Here is a 21,392-nt window from a genome sequence, read left to right as displayed (position 1 = left end):
GCTTGAGTGATTACTCGCGATGTTAGCCTCTGGTGGGACTAGCCCACCAGAACGCCGTTGGTTTTCTTAAACTTGCATCACGTCGCGGGCGACGGCTTCAAAGCCTGTATTCTTCAGGAGTGACGCGTCACGGTCCTCGCCCGGATTGTCCGTCGTCAGAAGGCGTGCGCCTACGAAGATGGAGTTTGCGCCCGCAAGCAGACAGAGCGCCTGTTCGCCTTCGCTCATGCCTTCACGGCCTGCGGAAAGGCGTACCCAGCTTTTCGGGAAGACGACGCGGCAAACCGCAATCGCTCGCGCCATTTCGGTAACTGGGATTTCAGGAGAATCGCCCAGCGGCGTGCCTTCGATCGGTACGAGCATGTTGATCGGAACGCTCTCCGGATGCGGCGTGAGCTGTGCCAGTTCATGGATGAGGCCAATGCGGTCCTCACGGCTCTCGCCCATGCCGAGAATACCGCCCACACAGAGGTTCAGGCCAGCCTCACGGGCTTTGCCGAGCGTATCGATCCGGTCCTCATAGGTGCGCGTTGTGACGACCTTGTCGTAATATTCGCGCGAGGTATCGAGATTGTGGTTGTAGTAATCGAGCCCGGCCTCAGCGAGCTTTTCAGCCTGACCTTCGCCCAGCATGCCGAGCGTCACGCAGGTTTCCATGCCTTCGGCTTTTACCGCGCGGATCATGTCAGCAACTTTTGGTAGGTCACGATCTTTCAGTTCGCGCCACGCTGCGCCCATGCAGAACCGGTCTGCGCCGCCTGCTTTGGCTTCGCGTGCAGCTTCAACAACTTCGTTGAGTGGCATAAGCTTGGAGGCTTCAAGGCCGGTGTCGAAATGCGCTGACTGGCTGCAATAGCCGCAGTTTTCCGCGCAGCCGCCTGTCTTGATAGACAGAAGTTGGGATTTCTGGATTTTGCCGTCGGCCCAGTTAGCCTGTTTCACGGCCAGCGCTCTGCCGATCAGCGTGTCGAGAGGCAGCTCGTAAAGCGCTTTAATCTCGTCGCGGCTCCAGTCATGGCGGGGCATATCAAAAGGCATGGCTCAAATCCTGTACTCAAAACATATTCAGCGGGCATGTTTTGCGTGAGGCATCGCTAAAAGCAAGACCCTGACGGATTGACCTTCATCACTTCTCACGCACATGAAGGGCCATGAGTGAGACTGATATCAAAATCTGTGGTCTGAAAGAGCGGGGCAGTGTGCGTGAGGCAATCAAAGCCGGAGCGCGCTGGCTCGGCTTTGTCCATTTCGAAAAAAGCCCGCGCCATGTGCTGCGCAGTGAGGGGGCTGAACTTGTGGCCTCCGTCAAGTCGATCAATCCAGACGTTGAGACGGTCATCCTGCTCGTTAATCCGACGGTGGACGAGGCTGTCAGTCTTGCCGACGAATGGGGTGTCGATCACATCCAGCTTCACGGCTCTGAGGATAATCAGCTGATTTCAGATATCAGGGCACGACGCAAAAGCGGTGAGATATGGAAGGCGCTTCCGGTCTCTGCGCCCGTCGATCTTGAGGCTGTCGCCGCCTTTCCCGCCGCCGACCGGTTTCTGTTTGATGCGAAACCGCCAAAAGATGCAGACCGGCCTGGCGGATGGGGGCACAGTTTTGACTGGACCATATTGAAAGACTTTTCCTGTGACCGGCCATGGTTGCTGGCAGGCGGGCTTAATCCTGACAATGTTGCAGAGGCCGTAGAGATTTCTGGCGCGAAAGCGGTGGATGTCTCATCCGGTGTGGAGTCCGAAAAGGGCGTGAAGGACGTTGTGCTGATTAAAGCTTTCTGCGGAAAGTTATAGTTACGGGCCGGTGAATCCATCGGCCTAAAATTACATCCAGCCAGTCAGGGTTGATGAAGACTGAACATGTATACTTGGTGCTCGTTCGACGTACGGGATTGCCATGCAGATCAGCAGTTCGCCGCAGACATCCTTTATTCCTCTGCCGACAGGATACCCTGCCGCGCAGACGCCTGCATCTGCGCCGTCTCCATCCGCAATCAACCCAGTTGACCGTGTCGAAATCTCTGATGCGGCGCTCCAGGCTGTTGAATCCACGCAGGTGCAAGTGACGAAAGTCACCGAGACGCAGACCACGGTGAAAGCCGAAGAATGCCCTGAATGCGCAGCCGGTATCTGCAACACCTGCGGCGATAAAAGCACCAAAGCCAAAAACGAACTGAGCGATGAAGAACAGGCTCAGGTGAAAGAGCTGAAGGAGCGCGACGCTGAAGTCCGCGCGCATGAGGCAGCGCACGCCGCAACAGGTGGCAGCTTTGCTGGTTCCCCATCTTATGAATATCAGGTCGGGCCTGACGGGAAGCGCTATGCGGTTGGCGGCGAAGTGAAGATTGATACGGCGCCAATCGAAGGCGACCCGCAGGCGACGATTGATAAACTGCAGCAGGTTCAGGCCGCCGCACTCGCACCAGCTGAACCTTCTGATCAGGATCGTAAGGTCGCTCAGGCCGCTGCTGCGGCTTTGCGTGAGGCGCAATCAGAACTCGCGGCGGAATCTCGTGCTGAACGCACTGGAGAGGCAGGTGAGGGTGAGCCGGTTGAGGGAGCGGAGCCGTTGGGGGCTGCGCCGCCGGCGGACGTAAACCCTGCAGCTGAGAATGACGGTGAGGCATCCGGTCAGGATAATTCATTTGGCTTTCCAACGGCACCTGCATCGGGAGCTGGAGAGCCGCGACGCGATGATGACCGCGATAGCGTAGAGGCCCGCTCTGACGAGGTTCGTGAGGACGGACGCGAGCTGAACACTATCTTACAGCAGCAAATCCAGACGGCAGCTGCGAGCTATCAGAAAATCGCCGCGCTGGCATAACCAACGCGGCGATATCGTCTATTCGAAATCTTCGTGGATGATGCGCTCATCCTCAATGCCAAAGCTTTTGAGCGTCTCGGAAATCTCGTCCACCATTTTATCCGGTCCGCAGATGTAGAATTTGCCAAGCGTCGGATCGATATGCTCTTTCAAAAAGTCTTTATCGACGAAGTCTGTATGGACAGAGGCATCGTCCTGATCGGTCACGGTAAAGATGGTTTTCAGACCCTGCATGCTCTCAAACTCTTTTCGGAGGATGATGTCCTTCTCGGTGGAGTTTGAAAAAATCAGCGTGCAGCCCGCGAGTGTGCCCTTCTTCTCAAGGCGTTCGCGCAAGATCGCGATGAAGGGCGTGATGCCTGCACCGCCTGCGATGAACGTGCCCGGGCCTTCGTCTTCGATAGCGCCCCATGGGTCCTCGATGAGGGCTTTATCGCCGGGTTCCATTTTGGCGATCTGTTTCGTCACGCCATCATGGTCAGGATAAGATTTGATGACGAATTCCAGCGTGTCTTTTTCAGGCAGGCTGGTGAATGTGAAGGGGCGCTGCTCATCGCGCCAGCCGTCTTTATCGAGTGCAAAATCTGTCGCCTGACCCGGCTCGAAATCAAAATTGTCCGGACGGGTAAAGACCAGATGATGGGTGTCGTGCGTTACGGGTTTGATTGATTTCAGCGTGATCTGGTGTGTCAAATCCTGCTCCATTTTTTGCGTGTATCTGCCTGTGTAACGCGAAGGAGCGGGGCAGAGTTCCGGAAAAGCCAAGCAGCGGACTCTTGTGAGTAACGTCGCAAACACGAATATATGTTCTTGTTTTGTTCTTTTAACGGAGTCAGGATGAGGCCTCAACACAGGCTGCTAAGGGACGCACGCACATGTTCAATCCGGTATTGGTGACGGTTGCCAATCAACTGATCGATTTCTGCAATAATGGTGAAGAGGCCGAAGCGCTCGCCACGCTCTATGATGAGGGGGTGGTTTCCGTCGAAGCCGCGGCCATGCCAGGCATGGAGCGTGAAACCTATGGTCTTGAAGGCCTGAAAGCCAAACATGACTGGTGGAACAACGCTCATGAGGTTCACGAGACAAAAGCTGACGGGCCGTTCTGCTTCGGGGACAATCAGTTCACGGTTATTTTCGATATGGATTTTACCGATAGAGAGAGCGGAGAACGCACACAAGCACGTGAAATTGCGCTTTATTCCGTGCTTGATGGTAAAATAACTCGCGAGGAATTCTTCTACGAGGCCTAGTCTGTCTTGACGTCGGGGCTATGTGGGAGGACTAAAGGCCCCTGACGTACAGAGGACATGTCTGAAGATGGATCTACGCAATACCTGGGATAAATGGCCGGACGCGAATGGCCGCTTCGGTGAATTCGGCGGGCGTTATGTCGCTGAAACGCTGATGCCGCTCATTCTGGATCTGGAAAAAGAATACCGGGCCGCTCAGAAGGACCCGGAATTTCAGGCCCAGATGGATGACCTCTGGACGCATTATGTCGGTCGTCCGTCTCCGCTCTATTTCGCAGAGCGTCTGACCGATCATTTCGGCGGCGCGAAGATCTACTTCAAACGCGATGAGCTGAACCATACCGGCGCGCACAAGATTAATAACTGCCTCGGGCAGGTCCTGCTTGCGATGCGTATGGGCAAAAAGCGCATCATCGCGGAAACCGGTGCAGGCCAGCACGGCGTGGCAACAGCGACTGTCTGTGCGCGCTTTGGCCTGCAATGTGTTGTCTTCATGGGTGCAACAGATGTTGAGCGTCAGAAGCCGAACGTTTTCCGTATGCGACTTCTTGGCGCCGAGATTGTTCCGGTTGAAAGCGGCACGGGCACGCTGAAAGATGCGATGAACGAAGCACTGCGCGACTGGGTGACCAATGTCGATGACACCTTCTATTGCATCGGTACGGCGGCTGGTCCGCACCCGTATCCGGAACTGGTCCGCGACTTCCAGTCCATCATTGGCCGTGAAGCCAGGGAGCAAATTCTGGAACGTGAAGGCCGTCTGCCGGACGCCGTTATGGCGTGTATCGGTGGCGGATCGAATGCCATCGGTCTGTTCCACCCGTTCGTGGAAGATGAAGGCGTTCGTCTGATTGGCGTTGAGGCCTCTGGCCATGGCGTTGAAACCGGCATGCATGCAGCTGCGCTGAATGGTGGCAAGCCGGGCATTCTGCATGGAAACCGCACGTATCTCCTGCAGGATGATGACGGCCAGATCATCGATGCGCACTCGATTTCGGCTGGTCTCGACTATCCAGGGATTGGTCCTGAGCATGCTTTCCTGCGGGATTCAGGGCGCGCCGAATATTTGACATGTACCGATGACGAAGCGCTTGAAGCCTTCCAGCTCTGCACGCGACTGGAGGGTATTATTCCGGCGCTCGAACCATCTCATGCGCTTGCCCGCATTGGCGAGGTCGCCAAAGAGATGGGGCCTGATCAGATTATTATCATGAACCTCTGCGGTCGCGGCGATAAGGATATCTTTTCTGTTGCCGGTCATCTTGGCATCGATATGTAACGCCGCCCCGTCTGGAGCGATCATGACTGATATTATTCTCATACGCGTGAACTGCCCGTCTCAGGATCTGGCACACAAGCTGGCGTCATCCTGTGTGGATGGCCGCTTAGTGGCCTGTGCCAATATTGAGGGGCCGGTCCGCTCGGTCTACCGCTGGGACGGTGTTATCCAGCAGGATGAAGAGTTCGTGCTGGTGCTTAAAACCCGCAAAGACCAGTGGAACGCTGTCCATGAATTGGTGACAGCGCTTCACCCGTCTGACACCCCCGCCATCCTTGCTACGCCTTGCGTATCAGCCAATCCCCGTTATGAAGCGTGGCTTCTAGAAAACACCAGGTCCAACTAATGCCAGTTTCCCGTATTTCCGCTGCATTCGACAAAGCCCGCTCTGACGGCCGCTCTGCGCTGGTCTCTTACGTCATGGCTGGCGACCCTGACCTGGAAACCAGCTATCAGGTGCTGAACGCGCTCGTCGAGAACGGCGCGGACGTAATCGAGCTTGGTGCGCCGTTTACAGACCCGATGGCAGATGGACCGTCTATCCAGCGCGCCGGTCAGCGCAGCCTTGCTGCTGGTACGACGCTGAAGGACGTTCTGGCGCTGGCCAAGCGCTTTCGCGAAACGAACCAGACAACACCGCTTATTCTTATGGGCTATGCGAACCCGGTTCACCTGATGGGCTATGAGGCTTTTGCCGAAGCTGCAGGTGATGCTGGCATCGATGGTACGATCATTGTCGATCTGCCGCCGGAGGAAGACATGCCTCTGCGCGAGGCGTATGCGCCGCATGAGCTGGCGGTCATTCGTCTGGCGACACCAACCACGCATGAAGGCCGCATGAAAACCGTTGCGGATGGTGCCAGCGGCTTCCTCTATTACGTGTCTGTTACGGGTGTAACGGGCGCGAAAAAACCTGTTGCCAGCGACATTACGCCGGGCGTCCAGATGGCTCAACGCATCTCTGGCCTTCCCGTATGCGTTGGTTTTGGTATAAAAACAGGTGAGCAGGCTCGTGAAATGGCAGCGATCAGTGATGGCGTTGTGGTTGGATCGGCCTTCGTTGATATTATATCTGAGATGGCGCAGGGTAAGTCACGCGAAGAGATTGTGGAGTCGGTTGCCCGTCTCACACGTGATCTGAGCTCTGGTCTAAACAGAAATGGCGGCGTCGCTTGACGGAGAAACGCATGAACTGGCTTTCCAATATCAGCCCACCGGGCCTCAAATCGGTATTTGGTAAGCGTGAAACACCTGACAATCTCTGGGTAAAATGCCCGAAATCAGGTGAGCTTATCTTTAAACCAGACCTCGAAGCGAGCTTCTGGGTAACACCTTCAGGCGCACACCTGCGCGTCGGACCTCTGGTCCGTTTTCGCGCCATGTTCGACGACCAAAAATGGGAGGCGATCGAACTGCCGGAGGTGCCACGTGACCCGCTCAAGTTCAAAGACGACAAGCGTTATGTCGACCGTCTGAAGGGCGCTAAAGCCAAGATTTCTGACCGCAACAAGGCGGACCCGAACGGCGAAAACATCATTCAGGATGACTGTATGGCCGCTGCGATCGGCCTGATCGGCGGCAAGCCGGCAGTGGTTCTGGTACAAGATTTTGCATTCATGGGCGGCTCACTCGGCATGGCTGCTGGTGAGGCTTTCATCAAAGCGGCTGAAACAGCCGTTGCCCGCGATGCAGCGCTGATCGTCTGCACAGCGTCTGGTGGCGCGCGTATGCAAGAGGGCACGCTGTCTCTCATGCAGATGCCGCGCACAACGCTTGCGATTGAAGACGTCCGCGAAGCTGGTCTGCCATATCTCGTGGTTCTTACAGACCCGACCTCAGGCGGTGTATCCGCATCTTACGCGATGCTGGGTGATGTTCACCTTGCAGAGCCGGAAGCCATGATTGCGTTCTCTGGTCCGCGCGTGATTGAGCAGACAATCCGTCAGAAACTTCCGGAAGGCTTTCAGCGTTCTGAGTTCCTGAAGGATAAAGGCGTCGTGGATATGGTCGTTGACCGCCGCGAAATGGGCAAGGTCATCGGCAGCATTCTGGGCCACCTCATGTCCCGCCGCAAAAGCTCGTCCAAAGGCGTGCCGCCTGTGTCTCAGCCACGCGTAGACGTCGTCGAGTAGCTATTGGGGGCAAAGCCCTGACTGATACATCCAGTGTGCTGACAGAGCTTCTGTCAGCCTATGATGCACTTCCAAAACCGAGCGTTTTCAAACTGACGACGGAACCTGTGCAGCGGGTTTTGGAGCAGCTTGGCCGTCCGCAAGACGGGATGCCACCTGCCATCCATGTCGCAGGTACGAATGGAAAAGGCTCTACCACAGCCTTCATGCGCGCCGTCGCTGAAGCGCACGGGTTGAAAGTTCATGTCGATACGTCGCCCCATCTGGTGCGCGTGAATGAGCGTATCCGGATTGCGGGCGAGCTTATCTCTGACGCGTATCTGATGGAGCTTTCAGCGCGCGTGCTCGAGGCAAATGCTGGTGAGCCATTATCCTTTTTCGAAGGCATGACCTGCGTTGCCTATCTGGCTTTCGCTGAGAATCCGGCTGACCTGACCTTGGTTGAAGTCGGGCTTGGTGGTCGGTTTGATTCCACCAATGTAATTGATCATCCGGCCGCCTGCGTGATCACGCCTATTGATATTGATCATAAGGAATTTCTGGGTCGCCATATCTGCCAGATCGCATGGGAAAAAGCGGGCATCATCAAGAAAGACGCGCCAGTTTGCACCGGCGGTCAGGCGCCTGATGTTCTGCGCACGCTGAAAGCCGAAGCGATCTATAAGGGCGCGCCGTTCCATACGGTGGCTGATGCTGGTGAAGCACGCATCGAGGGTGATCGCATTACGATGCAAATCGATGACCTAATACTCGAAGGCGTCGAACTTGGCCTGAAGGGGCCACATCAGGTTTCAAACTCCATGCTCGCTTTGCTTGGCTTGAAGCGTGCGGGCGTGTTTGAGCTGACGGTAGAGAATACGCTGAAAGGCCTCAAAACCGTGGAATGGCCTGCGCGCATGCAGACGCTGGCGGATGGTCCGCTAACGCGCCAGCTTCCGGGCAAAACGGTAATTCTCGATGGCGGGCACAACCCGCATGCGGCCGCAGCGGTGGCCAAGGCCATTTCGCCTTATGCGCCTATGCCAGTGGCTTTTGGTATGCTGAAGAATAAGGATGCCAGATCCTATCTTGCGGACCTCGCGCCGATGATCAGCCATCTGGCCTGCATCCCTATGCAAACCAGCCAGAATGGCGCGGACCCGAACACACTTTGCGAGATCGCGACATCGCTCGGTATTCCGGCGACAGCCTACACGAGCATTGATGAGGCGCTTGCCCGTCTCACCCAAGAAAAAAGCGACCACGCATTAATCTGCGGATCGCTTTATCTTGCCGGTGATGTTCTGCGCCTGAACGGCGAAGTGATCGACTGAAACCTGCCGATTAAGCAGTTTCAGATTTGATCCACTCTTCCAGCTTGTCTTTGCTCATATCGCCAAGGTGCGTAGCTGTGACCTTGCCGTTTTTGAACAGGATGAGTGTTGGCAGGCCGCGCACGCCGAACTTCGTCATGGTGATCGGGTTCTCGTCCACGTTCAGCTTGGCAACTTTAACTTTGCCAGACATTTCTTCTGCAACGCGCTCAACGTTCGGTGAGAGCTTTTTACAAGGCACACACCATTCCGCCCAGAAGTCCACTACTACAGGAACCTCAGAAGCCAGGACTTCGGTGTCAAAAGTATCGTCATTAATCTCAAGGGCCGCCATTTGCGTCTCCGTCATCTAATTTGCGATGGGAGTTAATCGTCTCCCGCATCGCGTCAATCTGTTTCTTTCGCTTTCACGAGCGCCGCCAGCATGGCGGATTCGTCAAGGACCATAAAGTGGGGACCGTCAGTCCACAATAAAGCGCATTTAACGCACTTGTCAGGATAAGTAACAGACAGGACATCCTTATAGGCGCCGAGCTGGGCCAGATATGGCATGGCCACGTCCTCTGCGCGCTTGGGTGGCGGCCTGTCGGTTTTATAGTCAATCACCCAGACTTCATCCTCGGTGACGCGCAGGCGGTCCACTCGACCGTTGATGATGACACCCTTTGGAATGTTCGGGCCACGCCCCACCACGGGCGCTTCAGGGCGTCCGCCCGGCCCGAAGACTGGTGCAAGTTCAGGTGCTTCCAGAACCGAGAAGGTCACCTTAATAATATCGTCTTTGAGGTGCGCCTGATCTGCATCGAGACAGGTATCAATAAAGCGGGACGCCCGCGCGCGTCGGTCCTCGTATGGTGTATCGGGCAGGATTTCCAGAAGCGCGTGGATGAGGCGTCCGCGCTGGAAGCGGCGCACATGGTCCTTGCCGAAGGGCGGAAGCACAGGTGTGTCGCCAGGCAGAAGTGAACTTGGCGCGCGCAACTGGTCCTGATGTTCGGATGTGCTCACAGCGCGTGGCTTGAAAATCCAGTCCGGCAGCGGGGCGACGGTCTTTTCTTCGCGCACGAGAGGCGCATCGCTTTCAGGCTGTGGCAGGCCGCCAAATCGCCAGATACCATGTTCATCGCGTTCTGCGTCGCCTAGTGCCCATGTCGCAATGGTCTGCTGGCAGAGATCATACCAGCTACCGTCTTTATAGCCCTGACCGGTCTTCGCGCCGTTCCATGCGCCGCAAATGAGAAGCTGATCTTTAGCGCGGGTGAGGGCCACATAGAGAAGCCGGTTGGCTTCAGCGCGGGATTTCGCTTCTTCCTGTGCGCGGATGGCTGCGCTGGCGGCGCAGTCTTCATCCTTCTTCACCATCCAGACCGGTACGCCATCTTCGGTGAAGCTGAGATTGCCGGAGAGCGTATTATTACCCATGCCCGTGGTATCCGGCAGGATGACGATAGGTGCTTCCAGACCTTTTGATCCGTGTACGGTCATGACGCGGATTTCGTCGGCAGGACCGGACTGTTCGCGTTTGATCTCGCTATCTTGTGCTTCAACGGCGGCAAGGAAGGTCTGCAGGCTGGCGCTTTCTGCATCTTCCAGATTGGCCGAGATGGAGATCAGAGCCTCAAGCGGGTCATGTGCAGGTGTTCCGAAACGCGCATTGATCAACTGCCAACCTGTCTGGCCGAGCTTTGCGTGCCGCGTATTCATTACCCAGCTCAGAAATTCAAAGGCTGGCAGGCGGCTGCGTTCCAAAACCGTTTTCAGGAACGCAGCCGCCCTCTTGTGATCGCCGTGGTCGCTTTCCTGAAGGCGCTGCCAGAGGCTGCTTGGTCCACGATCATAGGCCAGCGGGAAGAGGTGCGTGTCATCATCCAGAAGGCCGAGGAATGGGCCTTTCAGGATTTCCGCCAGCGTTAGATCATCTTCCTGAAGCAGGGCAAAGCGCACAAGGTTCATCACATCCTGAACCGCCAGCGTATCCTGCAGGTTGAGCCGGTCGGCGCCAGCTACAGGAAGCCCCTTGGCTTTTAGCTGCTGGATAATGGAATGGAACAGCGCCTTGCGGGACCGGACAAGGATCAGGATATCGCCCGGCCGCGCAGGGCGTGGCTTTCCTTCCTTGCCTTCTTCATAGACGGCTGGTGCGCCGGGTGCGAGCCGCGCAGCAATCCAGTTTGCTAGTTTACCCGCAAGTTGGGCCGGTGCTGACACCTGCCGCTCCATATCCATTGGCGCATGCCATGGAACACCCGTCGGTACCGCTTCCGGCTCGTCCAGAGGCCAGAATTCGACAAGTCCTCTATGCGGTTCGCGGAAAGCCTGATGTGAGATTTTATCGGCTTCGCTCGGCGGCGCGGTCGAGAATGGCGCCGAGCCAAATGAGGCGGGCCCGTTAAACACCTCGTCGACAAAGCTCAGGACTTGCTGGGTCGAACGGAAGGACATCTCCACCTGCGGCAGATGGATTTTGCCGCCAATCGTGTCGTCGGTCTGTCGGGAGGCAAAGCGCTGGCGTTCGGACTGAAACTTTGCTGTGTCTGCGCCCTGGAATGAGTAGATGGATTGCTTCTCATCACCCACGACAAACAGTGTACGGATCAGATCATGACCACTGGCGCCGGAGAAGAACTCTTCCACGAGAGAGTTCACGATCACCCATTGGTCCGGGCTTGTATCCTGCGCCTCGTCGAGGAGGACGTGGCTGATGCCGCCATCAAGCTTGTACAGCACCCATTCAGCAAGGCCGGGACCCGTGAGCAGGTCGCGTGTATTGGCGATCAGGTCATCAAAGTCGAGGCCGGCACGAATGCGCTTTTCATGGTGGTGCTCGGCCATGACATCAGCTGCGATTTCCAGAAGCGTAACGGTGCGGTCACGTAGCAGCGCGGCTTTGATTTCGTTTTCTTTTCTAAGAAAGCGGTCGGTTTCTGAGCCGTTTTCCCAAGAAAATAGTCCCTCGATAAATGTGCCTTCAAATTTCTTCGTAAACGGATTCTTTTTTCGGCGGTTGTTATTGGAATCATAAAAAACTTTTCGATAACTATCGAAAGCGACTTTTGGGTCTGTGGCGCTAAGCGTAGCTTGTAAGTAGGCGCCGATGAGGCGTTTATCATTCCCTCCGCTTGCGGTTAAGTCAGTAACCGCGTTCGATATTTCAGCGCGTGGAAGTTGGGTGTCCATGAGATCGGAAAGGAGCTTCTCGGCCGATTCAGAGGGCGCGCCTAACGTCGTACTGATCGCTTCAAAGCGCTGCTCTGGCGAGGGTGCGTCATGAAGAAATCGGTGCAGCTTGGACGCGCTGCCTGTGATCACCTCAATGGCGCCGTCATAGCGCTTCCCGCCAGTCTCTTTCATGAGGTCAGCAAAGAGCGGCCAGCGGTGCGGATTGGCTTTCAGCTTGTCGAAGGATTTACGGGCAGCCTTTGTCCAGAGCGCTTTATTGTCGACCTCGTCCAGCTCTTTAAAGCCGGGGGGGACGCGCGCCTCCAGCGGGAAGCGGCGCAGCACACGGCCTGCAAACGCGTGGAGCGTTTCAATGCGAAGGCCACCTGGCGTTTCAAGCGCTTTCGCAAACAGGGCACGTGCCGCTTTCAGGGCTTCGCCATCGCCGGAATAGTCCATGCCCTGCAGGTCTTTCAGGTCTCTTGCGAGTTCGTCATTCCCCATGACCGACCATGCGCCAAGACGTTTGAAGAGACGCTGCTGCATCTCGCTTGCGGCGGCTTTGGTATAGGTGATGCAGAGAATGCTATCCGGCTGCACGCCCGTCAAAAGGAGGCGCGCAACACGGTCGATCAGAACCTTGGTTTTGCCCGAACCGGCATTGGCTGAAACCCAGATAGAGGCTTCCGGCAGGGCGGCTTGCTTCTGGGCAGCAACGACGCGGTCGTAAGCTGTCATCTGTTCGCTCATCGTGCATCCTCCATGCCTTCATGGCCGGGGTCTGCCCATTCGGCTTTGCGCGACAGGCCGTCATAATCGCTATACTTTGAAAGGAACTGGATGCGCGGGCCGGAAAGATAAGGGGTGTTCGCATCGGCAAAGACAGAGAGCAGGTCTTTCAGACCAGCAAACGCATCATCCACCAGCTGAGGGATTGGGCGTTTGCCCTTTCTGTCGGCAATTTGTGTGACACCATTGTTCGACCCGAAGCCGACATAGAACAGGTCCGCCGGTTCACCTTTCGGTTTGGCGTCATCTTCGTTGATGCGTGCCATCGCTGCGAGTAATGGAAGCTGCGGGGCGAGGCCGGATGCAACCTGCGCTGCCGAAGGCGGGCTCCCGGTTTTGAAGTCGGTGATGGTGATTTTGCCGTCCTGCAGGGTTTCGACCATGTCTGCGCGGCCCGACATGTAAACGCTGCGACCTTTGACGGTAAGGTCGACTGAGTAATTCACTTCCATATTGCGCGTGGCGACGATCTCATCTCGGCTTCGCATCCAGTCCAGATACTCATTTGCAGCCTTTTGCCAGAGCATTTCCCGCTCGGCGATGAAGAGATCATCTGCGCCAACGGCAGTGAGTTCGTCTCCGAAGCTCGCAACCATGCTGTCAACGGTCACATAAGGCGCTTTCAGTGTATCGAATCTCTCAAGCGCTTTGTGCATGGCGATACCAATCGACATCGGGCTGAGGTCCGGATCGATTTGCTCCAATGGTTCAAGCGCGAGCAGGTTCTTTGCGTAGAAGCCATATGGATCGCGGATTAGCGTTTCGACTTCTGTCACGCTAATTGTGTCTGTGCGCTTGTCGGCAGGCGGCTTGGGTGCCGGAGAGGTGACGGCAGGGGCATCCTCTGCGTCATGCTGATGGGCTACCCAATCAAGAATATGGGCGGTTGGCGCATGAAGGAGTGCGTCTGTGTCTTCAAGGCTTTCAAGCGCACCGCTTGCCAGAATGCGCAGTCGCCAGAGCCAGCGCGACGCGACGGCTGGCTTGTCATCGACTCGCTCGGACCGCGTCAGCACTACTTCCGGCGAACAGGCAAGCTGTGCAAAGTCGTGCGCGGCAAGGCCGACGCGGGCCTCGGTATCAGGCAGACCGATATTGGCTCTGAAGTTACGTGGCAGGAAACCGTCCGTGCTCGGAGCTTCAGGCCATGAGCCTTCATTGAGGCTTGCGAGGATCATGAGATCGCAGGACTGAAGACGCGCTTCCAGAGGGCCCCAAAAGTTGAGGCGCGGATGGGATGGCAGATCATCTACAACGCGCAGGTCGCCCGCCAGCTGGGTGATCAGAGGCCGCAAATCATCCTGCTCGATTGGCGGCAGGAAGTCGCCCATCTCGGCTATCTCTTCAAGAAAACGGGCAAGGCTCGAGCCGTCCTGGCCGGACCAGAGGAGGGACGGGCCTTCATCGTCGGGGTGACGGGTAAGCGTGTCACAAAGCTCGGCGAAGGCTTCTGCGAAAGCGCGAAGCTCGAACTTGTCCTCGATCATTGCAAGGATCGGTTCGATCCTGCCTTCGGCGCGTGTGTGCAGGTCTTCGATCAGATGGTTGGCGAGGTCGTATTCGTCTGCGGATACCAGAGCGTGCTTGGGCTTTTTCTCGGCGCGTTCAGCCTGAGAAACGGCTTTGTCGCCGAGCTCTGACAGGGTTTTCCAGCTGCGCAGATCACGCAGAAGCCCGCGTTCCAGTGCAGAGATAGACGCGTCTCGGGACGTGTCGTCGGAGAGAACAGTCAGTTCATGTTTTAAAAGGCGCGCAATTGCCAGCGGGCCGCCAGGGTCGAGCGCCCAGTCCAGAGCGGCAATCATAAACCGGCCTGCACGCGTCTGCAGGATAGGCCAGCCCGCTGACGGCGAGACATGCACATCCCAGCGTTCCATCAGAGCAGAGACGCGGCGTGCCAGTGTGGCATCAGGAGTGACCAGCGCGGCGGTGCGTTCCGGTGTTTCCAGAACCTCGCGCATCAACAGGGCGATTGCGTTGGCCTCTTCAGCCTCACTCGCGGCTTCGATCAGAGAGAGCCCTTTCAGGCCATTGGTGGTGAGGCTCTGCGGAGAAGCAGGCGCCGCGCGTTGTTTGAGACGGGTTACCCAGTCGGCTGTCGTGTCAGCAGGTGCAAGCGATTCCTGAATAATCTGACGGCGTGGCTGAAGGGCAGGGCGTTCGGTATAGCCCGGCCAGAGGAGGACCTTATCCGGATGGCTCTGCAGGGCAGACAGCGTTTCGGCAAAGGCAAATTGCGGGTGGCTCGGCGCTTTGGAGATGGCATGCCATGTCTGGGCATCCACATCATGTTCGAGGCCCGGAAAGAGGACGGCCCCTTTCGGCAATTTCATTGCGGCGGCCATTAAAAGGCGCGTAGACGGGCTGGAACCGGTAGAGCCAGCGACGATAACGGGCGAATTTGGCGGCTGGCGTTCCCAGCGCTGGCAGAGCGCTTCTGCGGCCATTCGGTCGCGCACATTGCTATCAGAATATCCATTCTCTTCCAGAAAGTCTGGCCATTTCGTGGTCAGAATGGAGAGGAATTGAACCGAGATTTCCCAGTGCTTGGCAAGCTCTGCATTCTCGACCTGATTTGGAAGCTCTTCCCAGCGTACGTCGCCAGCCAGTGCGGCCTGATCCAGAAGGCGAGCGAGATCGCGCGCAACCGACATGGCTGAGGCCAGCGTGATGTGTTCGCCGCGTGTGTCATGCCATTGATTGACCAGCAGCGTCAGTGCGCCCAGGCGGGAGCCTTTGGGCATTGGCGGGCGTACATCTACGTCTGTGAGTTCACCGAGGAGTGCAGGGTCGTTATCGCCTGCATCGCCAAGCGGCCGGATATCAGGCGGAAGAAAACCGGGCGAATTCAGTTCGGCGAACAGACGTGCGGCGAACGCACGCGCAGATCGCCGGTTCGGCACAAAGACAAGCGCATCTGATAGCTGTTCCGGATGCTCACGCGCACCGGTCACATCAATCAACGTTTTTGCGAGGTCTCCCAGAAAGTCTGCCCCCGCAGGCAGGGTGAATACGCGGGTATCACCAAAAAGCGCGTCTGAGAGATGTGATGTCATGCTGTCGGGTGCGTCCTCATCCAGTCCTCAACCTCCTGAATGGTGGCCGGTTCGCCAACATGCATCCATTGACCTTTGAAGGGTAGGCCGAAGAGGCGATTTTCTGTGAGGATTCTATTCCAGATAATATTGGCCGAGAATGGACGAAGCGCTTCGCCGTCATAGAGTCTGGCTTTGGTAATACGTGCGCCGGCATAAGCCCAAGGCGCAGTTTCACGCTCGCCGCGGCGTTCCAGCTGGCCGTCTTCTTTCAGATAGAAATCGCCAGGGCCCGGAAATCCGATACTGGTTGTGCGGTCTGCCAGCAGAAGCAGGTCATCCATGCGATCTGGATCATAAGCGGCAGCTAAGGCCGCAAAGGGATTGCCGTTGCCGCTCGCAAAGAAGGCGTCCGTGTTCACCATGAAGATTGGATCATCGCCGAGCAGCTTACGCGCTTTTACGATGGCGCCGCCCGTTTCCAGAAGCTCCTCGCGTTCATCGGAGAGAAATACTTCGACATCAGTACGTGCAGCCATATGCGCTTCGACCTGTTCTGGAAGCCAGTGCACATTCACCACGACGCGCTCGACGCCCGCTTTAACTGCCTGATCGAGATAGAAATCCATAAGCGCTTTGCCTGCGACTTTGATTAGCGGCTTCGGCGTCTCGTTGGAGAGCGGGCGCATGCGGGTGCCAAGGCCCGCAGCAAGGAACATGGCGGTGCGGATAGGCTGTCCCATATCAGGCGTCTTTCAGTTGCGGTGCAGCGATCTCAAGGACGCGCTTCAGATCTTTCAGCGCGGGGTTTTGAAGGCTTGATTTCAGATGACCCCATTCGCGAGGCAGGAAGGCTTCATATTTCGGTTTGTTGTCGCGGCGAACGAGGCGAGCAAACACGCCTATAATGCGAAGCGCGTTGATGGCCCCTGCAATATCGAAATCCCGTTTAAAGCTTTCCTCTTCATTGCCGGTAAGCGCCAGATAGCCGCGGAAAACTTCGCGGGCGACCGCTGGTGACACATCGCGGCGGGCATCCTGAATGAACATGGCGAGGTCCCATGCCGCAGGGCCGCGTACGGCGTCCTGATAATCGAGGATGCCGACCTTTTTCAGACCGTCGCGTTCCGGAAGCCAGAGAAGGTTCTCAGCATGGTAGTCGCGTAGCATCAGGACTTGCGGCAGGCTTGCCAGATGATCACTCAGTGCACGGATGATGCCGTCAAATTCCAGCTGCAGGCTGCCGGAGAATTTAACGCCTTTATCATAGGCGGGATACCATTTCGGGAAGAGGTCTGCGCCTGTCGTCAGGGCCAGCGTGTCATATTCGAGGATTGGCCAGCGCCATTCAGCAGCGCTGACAATTTCCGGCGCCGGTGCATTATGGACATGCGCCAGCGCAGCCGTGGCGGCGAGATAAAGCTCGCGTTCGCTGGCACCATTTTCGATCTCGGTTTTGTAGATCGTGTCGCTAAGGTCTTCGAGGAGGGCAAAGCCTTGCTCGACGTCAAAGGCGATGACTTCCGGCGCGGAAAGGCCAAGGGAGCGCAAATGCTCGCCGACGCCGACAAAGGCATCCACGCGGCAGGCGGCGAGACGTGTCCGGCCATTCCAGCCTGCCAGTATACGTTCCTGGGCGCTCGCATCAGGCCCGCACGGTTTGCCTTCGGCAGCGGGCGGGGCGTCCATAAGAACGGCGACATCGCTTCCCTGATAGACGCGCTCATATCGGCGCGTGGACGCATCTTCACCCAGCGAGCGACGCTCGGCGCCGCCCCATCCGGCTTCTGCCAGAAACGCATTGATGGCCGCGTTGCGGTCAGCTCCGGTCGAAGATGTCATTCAGTCTTTGCTTCCATTCTGGCGTGGTGCCGGTCAGGCGGGCAGACCGACCGTTATCCGTGAAGATCAGCTCTACGATGAGTCGCTGCGACGGCAGAAGGCTGCCTGCGTTTTCAGGCCATTCAATGACCATGATGTCGTCTTCGGCATCTTCAAACCCCAGCTCGATCAGTTCGTGAGGGCTTTCAATCCGGTAAAGGTCAAAATGCCAGATCGGGGCAGGGGCTGTCTCATAGGTCTGAACGATGGTGTAGGTCGGGCTGGGCACTTCGGTATCAGCACCCAGAAGTGCCTGAATCAACCCGCGAGACAGGGTGGTTTTGCCCGCGCCAAGGTCGCCAATTAGCGAAATGCAATCACCCGCTTGTAAATTCAATGCGAGCTTTGCCCCCAAATCGATGGTGGCTTCTTCCCCGACGAGGGAAATTTCAATATCAGGGTCCTGTCGCATCTGATCTGATTAGGGTGAAGATAAAAGGCAATCAAGCACTTGCAAAAAAATGACGCAGGCGTCATAAATCGCGGTGAACTATAGGGTTGGAAAATGTCTGCGGATCAAAAGATCGTCATTATTGGCGCTGGACAGGCTGGTGGTCAGGCTGCTGTCTCACTGCGTCAGGCCGGTTTTGAGGGTATGATCACCATAGTTGGTGACGAACCTGCGCCGCCATATCAGCGTCCGCCGCTGTCCAAAGCCTATCTGAAGGGCAAGCTCGACCGGGAGCGTCTCTTTCTGAAGCCGCTACAATTCTATGAAGACAGCAATATCACGCTGAAGACCGGCGTCAGCGCGCAGAAGATTGATCGCGCGGCTAAAACCGTCGCGCTGAGCGATGGTGAGACGATCGACTATGACACGCTGATTATTGCGACAGGGTCTCGCCCGCGTGCGCTTCCACTGCCGGGTGCTGAATCCTCTAACGTGTTCGACCTGCGTACGCTCTCAGACATTGATGTGCTCAAGCCGAATGTTCAGGAAGGCCGCCGCCTTCTGATTGTTGGCGCAGGCTATATCGGCCTTGAAGCGGCTGCGGCAGCGCGTGAACTTGGTCTGGAAGTCACTGTGCTCGAAATGGCGGACCGTGTTCTGGCGCGTGTTACCTCGCCGGTCATGTCCGAGTTTTACCAGAAACTGCACGAGACCCACGGCGTGACGATCAAGACGGGCGCTATGCTCGCTGAACTGCAAACGCAGGACGGGGCTGTAACGGCCGGTGTTCTGAAATCTGGTGATGTCATCCCATGTGATCTGGTGCTTGTTGGTATCGGAATTCTTCCAAATCAAGAAATAGCTGCCGACGCCGGTATTGCCTGCAAAAACGGAGTTCTGGTCGACCGCGATGCACGCACGAACGACCCGAGCGTTTACGCCATCGGCGACTGCGCGCACCGTCCACTGGTCCATTACGGTCGCGATGGACGCCTTGAGAGTGTCCACAACGCGATCGAGCAGGGCAAGATCGTCGCGGCGCATATCATGGACGCCAAGCGTCCGGTCGAAGACGTTCCATGGTTCTGGTCTGACCAGTATGACGTGAAGCTGCAGATTGCAGGTCTGTCCCAGGACTATGACGAAGCCGTTGTTCGCGGCGAACCAACTACAAACAGTTTCGCAGTGTTCTATTTCCGGTCGGGACGCCTGATCTCTGTGGACGCTGTTAACGCTCCGGCAGAGTTTCTCACGGCAAAGAGGCTAATCGCCGTCAATGCTGACATCTCACCGGAACTGGTTGTTGATCAGACAAAAACAATGAAGGACATTCTGGCAGAAGCTATGGCTGGCCAGAAATAGAGGAGCAAACCCCTATGGTAAAAATTATTTTCGCGGATCACTCAGGTACGGAACGTGAAGTCGACGCCAATGTTGGCGAGAGTGTTATGGAAGCGGCAGTTCGCAACAATATTCCAGGCATTGATGCTGACTGTGGCGGCGCATGTGCATGTGCGACATGTCATGTTTATGTGGATCCTGAGTTTCTGGCTAAAACCGGCGAGCAGGAAGCGATGGAGCAATCCATGCTCGATTTCGCTGACGGTGTTCAGGAAAACTCCCGTCTTTCTTGCCAGATTTCAGTCGGCGCAGAGCTGGAAGGCATGAAAGTCACGACCCCGGAAAGCCAGCACTAAGCTGTTTGCTCACAGGTTTTTTATGTACGCCGCCGGACAGGCTTGTTGACCGGCGGCTATACGCTGTGCAGTAAGGATTGGCGTGTTGTCGCGGGGCGGGTATCAGCGACGACATGGCCAGGGGGAGAGCGTGCCTAAACGACGCGCCATAACAATCAAGGACGTAGCCGATCTGGCCGGCGTTTCACAGATGACGGTTTCGCGTGTGCTGAACCTGTCCGCGTCTGTGAAGCCGGACACCCGTGAGCGTGTTCAGGCTGCGATTGCCGAACTGAATTACCGCCCGAACCCGATGGCGCGAAGCCTAGCACGTGGTCAGTCTCTCTTGCTCGGGCTTTTGTATCACAATACCAGCTCCGCCTATCTGAGCCAGCTTCTGATCTCGGCGCTGCGCACCAGCCGACAGCTTGGGCATCACCTGGTCGTAGAAGACATTGATGAACTTCCGGATGGCACGTTTGACGGTGAAACGACCACAACGCGCCTGAATGTCCTGTCTCTGGATGGTCTGATCGTGCCGCCGCTGCAAACGCAGCAGGCAGGACTGATTGATCATCTCTCCAAATTGAACACCAAGCTCGTCATGCTGGGCGATATGGATGGCAGCCCTGATATCAGCCGGGTCAGTTTTGATGACCGCGGCGGTGCTCGGGCCATGACACGCTATCTCATTGAGAAGGGCCATAAACGGATCGGATTTATGTCGGGCCCTGCCTCATGCCCGGCGAGCCGTGCGCGCAAGATGGGGTTTGATCTGGCCCTGACAGATCATGATTTGCCGCTCATGCCTGAGCTCTACATTGAGGGTGATTATTCGCTCCTGTCGGGTGCACGGCTGGCAAATAATCTGCTCGATCTTGATGATCCGCCAACCGCAATCTTTTGCGCCAATGACGACATGGCGACGGGCGTTATGGCGACAGCAAACAGGCGCGGACTGGTTGTGCCTGATGATCTGTCCGTAACAGGCTTTGATGACTCTGAAATATCGTGGATTGCGTTCCCGGGCCTGACGACGGTGCGCCAGCCGATTTCACTCATGGCCAATCTTGCGGTAAAGCTGATCTCCAATGTTGAAATCCGCGAAGATGATCCGGCTGTCCGGTTCCTGTCAGATAAGCATCTGCAGGTTCAGACCATCGAGATTGTCGAGCGCAGTACGGTGGCACCTCCGAAATGACCTTTCTCCGCACATTCTCTCTTTCTCTGATCGCTTTGCTTCTGGTCGGTTGCGCGACTGAGCCAGCGCCTCCCGCTGGTCCGGGGCCGGGCGAGACGGGCGGTATTTGCGGCGGGATCGCAGGCTTCCAATGCGCTTCGGCTACCGATTACTGCGCGATGGAGGCAAATACCTGCATGGCCATTGCCGATGCAGCGGGCACATGCACACCGCGTCCGGAAATCTGCACTATGGAATATGCGCCTGTGTGTGGTTGTGACGGGCGCACTTATTCCAACGCTTGCGGCGCAGCTGCGGCCGGTGTGAGCGTCGCGTCTCAGGGCGCTTGCGAATAGATATTTCCAATCGCATCACTTCACGCGACTGAATATGTTTACCGACCCGTATAAAAACTAAGTCTGGCACTTTAGAGCGCCAGATGATTACCTGTGGGTACAAAAATGAGGACGGGCGCCGG

At 56.7% G+C, this 21,392-nt stretch carries 20 protein-coding genes; 12 read left to right on the top strand and 8 right to left on the bottom strand.

All coding sequences use genetic code 11. The features are described 5' to 3' along the window. Positions 1-66: 66 nt before the first annotated feature. On the bottom strand, positions 67-1,038 hold the full coding sequence (gene bioB, locus G523_RS17465) for a biotin synthase BioB (RefSeq protein ID WP_022693272.1): 972 nt from the start codon (positions 1,036-1,038) through the stop codon (positions 67-69). 113 nt (positions 1,039-1,151) lie between these two features. Here bioB and G523_RS0101630 point away from each other — a divergent pair, with 113 nt between their 5' ends. After that, on the top strand, positions 1,152-1,796 hold the full coding sequence (locus G523_RS0101630; RefSeq protein ID WP_022693271.1) for a phosphoribosylanthranilate isomerase: 645 nt from the start codon (positions 1,152-1,154) through the stop codon (positions 1,794-1,796). Between the two features lie 103 nt (positions 1,797-1,899). Beyond that, positions 1,900-2,826 carry a putative metalloprotease CJM1_0395 family protein gene (locus tag G523_RS19975; RefSeq protein WP_022693270.1) on the top strand — a complete coding sequence of 309 codons (927 nt, stop codon included), beginning with the start codon at positions 1,900-1,902 and terminating at the stop codon, positions 2,824-2,826. Between the two features lie 18 nt (positions 2,827-2,844). Here the strand turns inward: G523_RS19975 and G523_RS0101620 are convergent, their stop codons facing one another. Beyond that, positions 2,845-3,519 carry an FAD-binding oxidoreductase gene (locus tag G523_RS0101620; protein ID WP_027441362.1) on the bottom strand — a complete coding sequence of 225 codons (675 nt, stop codon included), beginning with the start codon at positions 3,517-3,519 and terminating at the stop codon, positions 2,845-2,847. A 182-nt stretch (positions 3,520-3,701) separates the two neighbouring features. Here G523_RS0101620 and G523_RS0101615 point away from each other — a divergent pair, with 182 nt between their 5' ends. The 6 genes from G523_RS0101615 (at position 3,702) to G523_RS0101590 (ending at position 8,803) form a co-directional block, all read left to right on the top strand. After that, positions 3,702-4,079, top strand: coding sequence for a SnoaL-like domain-containing protein (locus tag G523_RS0101615; protein ID WP_022693268.1), 378 nt, complete (start codon positions 3,702-3,704; stop codon positions 4,077-4,079). A 67-nt stretch (positions 4,080-4,146) separates the two neighbouring features. Beyond that, positions 4,147-5,358 carry a tryptophan synthase subunit beta gene (gene trpB, locus G523_RS0101610; RefSeq protein ID WP_022693267.1) on the top strand — a complete coding sequence of 404 codons (1,212 nt, stop codon included), beginning with the start codon at positions 4,147-4,149 and terminating at the stop codon, positions 5,356-5,358. Positions 5,359-5,380: 22 nt separating this feature from the next. Beyond that, positions 5,381-5,704, top strand: coding sequence for a divalent-cation tolerance protein CutA (cutA, locus tag G523_RS0101605; RefSeq protein ID WP_022693266.1), 324 nt, complete (start codon positions 5,381-5,383; stop codon positions 5,702-5,704). Continuing rightward, positions 5,704-6,534 carry a tryptophan synthase subunit alpha gene (trpA, locus tag G523_RS0101600; RefSeq protein ID WP_022693265.1) on the top strand — a complete coding sequence of 277 codons (831 nt, stop codon included), beginning with the start codon at positions 5,704-5,706 and terminating at the stop codon, positions 6,532-6,534. Before cutA ends, trpA begins: the two co-directional genes overlap by 1 nt. Positions 6,535-6,545: 11 nt before the next feature. Then, the gene (locus G523_RS0101595) at positions 6,546-7,490 is read left to right on the top strand and encodes an acetyl-CoA carboxylase carboxyltransferase subunit beta (protein WP_027441360.1); all 945 of its coding nucleotides are present in this window, start codon (positions 6,546-6,548) and stop codon (positions 7,488-7,490) included. A 35-nt stretch (positions 7,491-7,525) separates the two neighbouring features. Beyond that, positions 7,526-8,803 (top strand): bifunctional folylpolyglutamate synthase/dihydrofolate synthase, encoded by a 1,278-nt coding sequence (locus G523_RS0101590; RefSeq protein ID WP_022693263.1) that lies wholly within the window; start codon positions 7,526-7,528, stop codon positions 8,801-8,803. Positions 8,804-8,813: 10 nt separating this feature from the next. On the opposite strand, the gene trxA is transcribed toward G523_RS0101590, so the two are convergent. The 6 genes from trxA to tsaE are packed head-to-tail and all read right to left on the bottom strand — an operon-like array spanning position 8,814 to position 18,079. Then, positions 8,814-9,137, bottom strand: coding sequence for a thioredoxin (gene trxA, locus G523_RS0101585; RefSeq protein WP_199285717.1), 324 nt, complete (start codon positions 9,135-9,137; stop codon positions 8,814-8,816). A gap of 53 nt (positions 9,138-9,190) precedes the next feature. Then, entirely contained in the window at positions 9,191-12,712 is a 3,522-nt protein-coding gene (gene addA, locus G523_RS17455; protein WP_022693261.1) for a double-strand break repair helicase AddA, read from the bottom strand. Continuing rightward, the gene (addB, locus tag G523_RS0101575; RefSeq protein ID WP_022693260.1) at positions 12,709-15,807 is read right to left on the bottom strand and encodes a double-strand break repair protein AddB; all 3,099 of its coding nucleotides are present in this window, start codon (positions 15,805-15,807) and stop codon (positions 12,709-12,711) included. The genes addA and addB overlap by 4 nt, the downstream gene beginning before the upstream one ends. After that, on the bottom strand, positions 15,804-16,529 hold the full coding sequence (locus G523_RS0101570; protein ID WP_022693259.1) for a nucleotidyltransferase family protein: 726 nt from the start codon (positions 16,527-16,529) through the stop codon (positions 15,804-15,806). The genes addB and G523_RS0101570 overlap by 4 nt, the downstream gene beginning before the upstream one ends. A gap of 1 nt (position 16,530) precedes the next feature. Then, positions 16,531-17,628, bottom strand: a complete 1,098-nt coding sequence (locus G523_RS17450) for an aminoglycoside phosphotransferase family protein (RefSeq protein ID WP_022693258.1) — start codon at positions 17,626-17,628, stop codon at positions 16,531-16,533. Beyond that, positions 17,606-18,079, bottom strand: coding sequence for a tRNA (adenosine(37)-N6)-threonylcarbamoyltransferase complex ATPase subunit type 1 TsaE (gene tsaE / locus G523_RS0101560; protein WP_022693257.1), 474 nt, complete (start codon positions 18,077-18,079; stop codon positions 17,606-17,608). Before tsaE ends, G523_RS17450 begins: the two co-directional genes overlap by 23 nt. 93 nt (positions 18,080-18,172) lie before the next feature. Between tsaE and G523_RS0101555 the strand changes: the two genes are divergently transcribed. From G523_RS0101555 to G523_RS0101540, 4 genes are all read left to right on the top strand, one after another. After that, positions 18,173-19,420: an NAD(P)/FAD-dependent oxidoreductase gene (locus G523_RS0101555; RefSeq protein WP_022693256.1), complete on the top strand. Its 1,248-nt coding sequence runs from the start codon at positions 18,173-18,175 to the stop codon at positions 19,418-19,420. Positions 19,421-19,434: 14 nt separating this feature from the next. After that, positions 19,435-19,755, top strand: coding sequence for a 2Fe-2S iron-sulfur cluster-binding protein (locus G523_RS0101550; protein ID WP_022693255.1), 321 nt, complete (start codon positions 19,435-19,437; stop codon positions 19,753-19,755). A gap of 130 nt (positions 19,756-19,885) precedes the next feature. After that, positions 19,886-20,935: a LacI family DNA-binding transcriptional regulator gene (locus G523_RS0101545; protein WP_022693254.1), complete on the top strand. Its 1,050-nt coding sequence runs from the start codon at positions 19,886-19,888 to the stop codon at positions 20,933-20,935. Beyond that, a complete protein-coding gene (locus tag G523_RS0101540) occupies positions 20,932-21,270 on the top strand; it encodes a Kazal-type serine protease inhibitor family protein (protein ID WP_022693253.1) in 339 nt (112 codons plus the stop codon). Before G523_RS0101545 ends, G523_RS0101540 begins: the two co-directional genes overlap by 4 nt. Positions 21,271-21,392 lie beyond the last annotated feature (122 nt).

The organism is Ponticaulis koreensis DSM 19734, assembly GCF_000420665.1.
GTDB classification, from domain to species: domain Bacteria; phylum Pseudomonadota; class Alphaproteobacteria; order Caulobacterales; family Hyphomonadaceae; genus Ponticaulis; species Ponticaulis koreensis.
The sequence above is the reverse complement of the archived record's forward strand: the minus strand, read 5'-3'. Positions and strand labels throughout refer to the sequence as shown.

Excerpts from the sequence above, each read along its gene's own strand:
- tsaE (WP_022693257.1), bottom strand. The coding sequence starts at position 18,079 with ATGCGACAGGACCCTGATATTGAAATTTCCCTCGTCGGGGAAGAAGCC.
- G523_RS0101555 (WP_022693256.1), top strand. The coding sequence starts at position 18,173 with ATGTCTGCGGATCAAAAGATCGTCATTATTGGCGCTGGACAGGCTGGT.
- trpA (WP_022693265.1), top strand. The coding sequence starts at position 5,704 with ATGCCAGTTTCCCGTATTTCCGCTGCATTCGACAAAGCCCGCTCTGAC.
- bioB (WP_022693272.1), bottom strand. The coding sequence starts at position 1,038 with ATGCCTTTTGATATGCCCCGCCATGACTGGAGCCGCGACGAGATTAAA.
- addB (WP_022693260.1), bottom strand. The coding sequence starts at position 15,807 with ATGACATCACATCTCTCAGACGCGCTTTTTGGTGATACCCGCGTATTC.
- cutA (WP_022693266.1), top strand. The coding sequence starts at position 5,381 with ATGACTGATATTATTCTCATACGCGTGAACTGCCCGTCTCAGGATCTG.
- G523_RS0101540 (WP_022693253.1), top strand. The coding sequence starts at position 20,932 with ATGACCTTTCTCCGCACATTCTCTCTTTCTCTGATCGCTTTGCTTCTG.
- addA (WP_022693261.1), bottom strand. The coding sequence starts at position 12,712 with ATGAGCGAACAGATGACAGCTTACGACCGCGTCGTTGCTGCCCAGAAG.
- trpB (WP_022693267.1), top strand. The coding sequence starts at position 4,147 with ATGGATCTACGCAATACCTGGGATAAATGGCCGGACGCGAATGGCCGC.
- trxA (WP_199285717.1), bottom strand. The coding sequence starts at position 9,137 with ATGGCGGCCCTTGAGATTAATGACGATACTTTTGACACCGAAGTCCTG.
- G523_RS17450 (WP_022693258.1), bottom strand. The coding sequence starts at position 17,628 with ATGACATCTTCGACCGGAGCTGACCGCAACGCGGCCATCAATGCGTTT.
- G523_RS0101615 (WP_022693268.1), top strand. The coding sequence starts at position 3,702 with ATGTTCAATCCGGTATTGGTGACGGTTGCCAATCAACTGATCGATTTC.
- G523_RS0101550 (WP_022693255.1), top strand. The coding sequence starts at position 19,435 with ATGGTAAAAATTATTTTCGCGGATCACTCAGGTACGGAACGTGAAGTC.
- G523_RS0101595 (WP_027441360.1), top strand. The coding sequence starts at position 6,546 with ATGAACTGGCTTTCCAATATCAGCCCACCGGGCCTCAAATCGGTATTT.
- G523_RS0101570 (WP_022693259.1), bottom strand. The coding sequence starts at position 16,529 with ATGGGACAGCCTATCCGCACCGCCATGTTCCTTGCTGCGGGCCTTGGC.
- G523_RS19975 (WP_022693270.1), top strand. The coding sequence starts at position 1,900 with ATGCAGATCAGCAGTTCGCCGCAGACATCCTTTATTCCTCTGCCGACA.
- G523_RS0101630 (WP_022693271.1), top strand. The coding sequence starts at position 1,152 with ATGAGTGAGACTGATATCAAAATCTGTGGTCTGAAAGAGCGGGGCAGT.